At 40.1% G+C, this 3,673-nt stretch carries 7 protein-coding genes; 3 read left to right on the top strand and 4 right to left on the bottom strand.

What is annotated here, in order from left to right:
* Window positions 1-155 precede the first annotated feature (155 nt).
* Complete coding sequence (gene udp, locus ACKI5B_RS09245) at window positions 156-944, bottom strand: uridine phosphorylase (protein ID WP_407428032.1); 789 nt, start codon at window positions 942-944, stop codon at window positions 156-158.
* Window positions 945-1,197: 253 nt separating this feature from the next.
* On the opposite strand from udp, the gene ACKI5B_RS09240 reads away from it, so the two are divergent.
* From ACKI5B_RS09240 to ACKI5B_RS09230, 3 genes are read left to right on the top strand one after another with little or no spacing between them, the layout of a single operon-like run.
* Window positions 1,198-1,329, top strand: coding sequence for a hypothetical protein (locus ACKI5B_RS09240; protein ID WP_407428030.1), 132 nt, complete (start codon window positions 1,198-1,200; stop codon window positions 1,327-1,329).
* Window positions 1,326-1,805 (top strand): HipA domain-containing protein, encoded by a 480-nt coding sequence (locus ACKI5B_RS09235; protein WP_407428034.1) that lies wholly within the window; start codon window positions 1,326-1,328, stop codon window positions 1,803-1,805. Before ACKI5B_RS09240 ends, ACKI5B_RS09235 begins: the two co-directional genes overlap by 4 nt.
* Window positions 1,787-1,951: a winged helix-turn-helix transcriptional regulator gene (locus ACKI5B_RS09230; RefSeq protein WP_407428028.1), complete on the top strand. Its 165-nt coding sequence runs from the start codon at window positions 1,787-1,789 to the stop codon at window positions 1,949-1,951. Before ACKI5B_RS09235 ends, ACKI5B_RS09230 begins: the two co-directional genes overlap by 19 nt.
* A 22-nt stretch (window positions 1,952-1,973) precedes the next feature.
* On the opposite strand, the gene ACKI5B_RS09225 is transcribed toward ACKI5B_RS09230, so the two are convergent.
* From ACKI5B_RS09225 to ACKI5B_RS09215, 3 genes are all read right to left on the bottom strand, one after another.
* Entirely contained in the window at window positions 1,974-2,237 is a 264-nt protein-coding gene (locus ACKI5B_RS09225; RefSeq protein ID WP_407428026.1) for a Txe/YoeB family addiction module toxin, read from the bottom strand.
* Window positions 2,234-2,494, bottom strand: a complete 261-nt coding sequence (locus ACKI5B_RS09220) for a type II toxin-antitoxin system Phd/YefM family antitoxin (RefSeq protein WP_407428024.1) — start codon at window positions 2,492-2,494, stop codon at window positions 2,234-2,236. Before ACKI5B_RS09220 ends, ACKI5B_RS09225 begins: the two co-directional genes overlap by 4 nt.
* 136 nt (window positions 2,495-2,630) lie before the next feature.
* Window positions 2,631-3,673, bottom strand: a 1,043-nt coding sequence (locus ACKI5B_RS09215; RefSeq protein ID WP_407428022.1) for a hypothetical protein, incomplete at its 5' end; no start/stop codon positions are given.

The following is a 3,673-nucleotide window of genomic DNA, read 5'->3' as shown; positions in this document are numbered from 1 at the left end:
TTCTATAACAAGGACCGCATACAGAAAAAATTAGGCTGGAAATCTCCAAAGACTTTCAGCCTAAAATGTGCGTAATAACTGTCTAAAAAAATGGGGGCAGTTCACTATGTTGTGCCGCACCCCACTCTACGGGGGTGCCCCCCCGTAACGCCCCGTTAAATTTTACCGGCTGCTTTATCTTTTAAAATCAGACTTCTGAGAGCCTCAACAGCTACAGTAATTGCAGCTTCTGTATCATGAGCCTGCTTGTTAGGCAGTCTTTTTTTTGCACGTTCCTGATTTGCCACAACAAGGAAGCATGAACCGACTCTTACACGCAGAAACATTCCGGCGATAAACAGAGCAGCACTTTCCATTTCACTTGCAAGACAGCCCATACGCAGCCATGCCTGCCATTTATTTTCAAGTTCGTAACTTACAGGCATAACTTCAGGCTCGTGCTGACCAAAGAATGAATCCTTACACTGAACAACCCCCACATGATTTGGCACTTTAAGTTTTTGTGCAGCAGAAGCAAGCGCATTAACGCAGTCAATATTTGCAACAGCAGGGTATTCAATCGGAGCAAATTCGCGGCTTGTTCCTTCCATACGCACAGCACCTGTTGCAATTACAATATCCCCGCCCATAACTTCTTCCTGCATACCGCCGCAGGTTCCTACACGCAGAAATGTATGCGCACCGCATTTAGCCAGCTCGTCAATGGCAATTGAAGCCGAAGGACCGCCGATTCCAGTTGATGTTACTGAAACAGGTACACCTTCAAGAGTTCCTGTGTATGTTGTATATTCACGCACATCTGCAACAAGACGTGCATTGTCAAAATGTTCTGCAATTTTTGAACAGCGTTTTGGATCTCCAGGCAAAATAATATATTTACCAATATCGTTTGGACCAACACCTGTATGATACTGTTTTCCTGAACCTTCTGTGTAATCAACCATAATTTCCTCCATTTTTCTCCGGCAGATTTAATTCTAACACACAAAACTCCATAATTCCACAAAAAAAACATTCCAATCCTTCTCTACGAGGAAGACGAATCAAAATATATCGTCAGAATCAAAAAAATTTTCAATCTTGAGCATCTCCCGGTACATCTTTTTACGAACGGCGTTCCATCCGAAGAAAACGAATACGGCTTGTGCCAGAAAAAGCTTTTTCTTGAGCCTTTCAGACCAGTACTGGATTTGCAGTGTGGGTGACATTGGAAGAATCTGGTGGGAAGACATCAATTTTTTTACAAATGAATACGATACAGCCATAGGAATGAGGCTGATTTCAAAGTCAAAAAGGCAGGAACCGGTACTGAACAGCAGGAACCGCTGAACGAAATTCTTGCAAGTGAAATCTGCAGAAGGCTCGGTATCTCTTTTGTTCCTTATGAACTTGATATCCGTGACGAAAACTATTTCTGCATCTGCCCGGATATTTCAGATGAACACAAAGAAATGGTTGCGATGGCGAGCGTGTATCAGGATATTGCTTTCAACGACGGATACAAATACGATTTTAAAAAGCTGATTGAACGCTGCGAAAATCTGAAAATTCCTGGTGCAGAAGAAGAATTACTTAAAATCATCCTGCTCGATTTTATAATCGCAAACGAAGACAGACATTCTTTTAACATCAGTTTTTTACGCAACTCGGACAATCTGCAGTGGATTGGAGTTGCGCCGGTTTATAACTCCGGGAAAGAATCATCGAGGCAAAAAATCTTCTCAAAGAAAAATATCAAAATGCTTATGGTGAGCAAAAACTGTCAAAAAAATCCAGTCTGGAAGCCGTGTACGACCTGCTTTTAGAAAATCCAAAACAAACCAAAGAAGATATTGCTGAAAAAGCAGGAATTTCACGCGCAACAGTAACAAGGTCACTGCAACGCCTTGTAGAAAGCGGAAAAATCAGGAGAACAGGCTCGAACAAGACATGGTACTGGGAGATTTTATAGAAGGGAAAGGTCAGAAAATCAACTAATCGTCGTAATGACCGCGGCAGGCTTTTACAGTGATTTTATCTTCAGAAACTTCATATACAAGACGGTTCGTATCATCAATTCTGCGGCTGTATTCACCATCTTTATGACACAATTTTTCAGGTTTTCCTTCGCCTTCCAACGCGCCGTCACGGCTTATGCTTTTCAGCAGTTTATTGATTTTTTGAAGAGTTTTTCGGTCCTGAGTCTGCCAGTAGAGGTAATGAGAAAAACCAGTTTCAGTGAAAATAATCTGACTCATTCAGCAGCCATTGCCTCCAGTTCTTCCATAGTTTTTACAACAACACGTCCTTCCTGTAAGTCACGGTCACTTTTATCAAGCATAGCAAGATATGCAGCATTACGGCGGGCTTTTTCCATTGCATTAAAATCTTCTTCAGAAATTATGACGACATTTTTATTCTGCTTGCGAGGAACGATTACAGGCTCACCAGAGAAAGCCAGATCAAAGAATTTTTTAATATTTGCCCGAATATCTACCTGTTTTGCGATTGTCATAATATACCCCCTAATTAAAAAGTGTACTATTTTTAGTACAATATAAGGTACTGTTTTCAGAAAGTCAAGAAAAAAACGCCACCTGCAAAAGGGGAAGCAGATGGCGTAAAAAATTATCAGGAGAGCAAAGTAAAAGCTACTCACCACTCACAAAGAGAGTACCGGCAAGACCAGTCTTTCCTGTAATGTAAACTCCGTCAGTATAATCTGAAGGAGAAATTGATGCATAATATCCACCTGTAGAACTTACAACATTGTCATCTACAAATGCACCTGATTCAACCCATGCTGTATTTGCTTTCCATGTAGAATCATCTGTTCCAAGACAAGGTAAATCGTAACTGCCTTCTCCCCAGGCGGTTATTGCTGCTAAGGTTATATAAACTGTAGTATAATCTTTGATGCTGTCATAAGAAACTGCAAGCTGATATGTTCCTTCTGTAGTAATTGTAAGTGCATCAGAGCTAATTAAAGTTGCACCTGCATAAGTTACAACTTCGAGAGTGTTAGACCATACATCTGCAGAATAGCTGTACCATTTGTTTGCATCTGTATTTCCTGAATTAATTTCTACTGCATTTCCAGAAGAATCTTTTACGGTAACTGAAGTCCAGTCAATATAAAACGCATTTGTGCTTTCAACTTCAAAAGTTGCTTTTGTACCGTCTTCAGCAACTGTAACTTCTGGTGTAAAAGTTGTATTTTCTTTCCAATTAGAACTTGAACTTGCCCAGACTGTAGAATATTTAAGTCCTGTTACAGTGCCACCAGGAATTGTAAAACCTTCAAAATCAATTGTAAATGTCTTAGAGCTAACCGAGGCAGAAACTGTAATTCCTGTGAAAGATGTGTCTGTATAACAGAAATATACAGGTGTATATTCAATGTCAATTTCTGCACCATCACTGTCTTTTACGGTAACTACAATATTATTAAAATAGTTATATGAATTAGCTTTATCTTTATCCAGCACTGCAACTGCCGTTGCTGCACCTGCGGTATATTCTGCTGTAACAGTCTGATATAAAGCTGATGCTGTTTCTGAATCTTCTTTTCCTTCTGCATACACTGTAATTGATGCAGCTTTTGCAGCCACCTCTGAACTTAAAGTTAATGTCAGCTCAAAAGGATTATCTATTTCAACTTCCGCATCAGGATCTACAGTAACTCCAATTGTTA

It is taken from the genome of Treponema sp. (assembly GCF_045657965.1).
Classification (GTDB): Bacteria; Spirochaetota; Spirochaetia; order Treponematales; family Treponemataceae; genus Treponema_D.
The sequence above is the reverse complement of the archived record's forward strand: the minus strand, read 5'-3'. Positions and strand labels throughout refer to the sequence as shown.

Bases quoted from the DNA above. Each gene is read 5' to 3' on its own strand.
- ACKI5B_RS09220 (WP_407428024.1), bottom strand. From the start codon at position 2,494: ATGACAATCGCAAAACAGGTAGATATTCGGGCAAATATTAAAAAATTC.
- ACKI5B_RS09225 (WP_407428026.1), bottom strand. From the start codon at position 2,237: ATGAGTCAGATTATTTTCACTGAAACTGGTTTTTCTCATTACCTCTAC.
- udp (WP_407428032.1), bottom strand. From the start codon at position 944: ATGGTTGATTACACAGAAGGTTCAGGAAAACAGTATCATACAGGTGTT.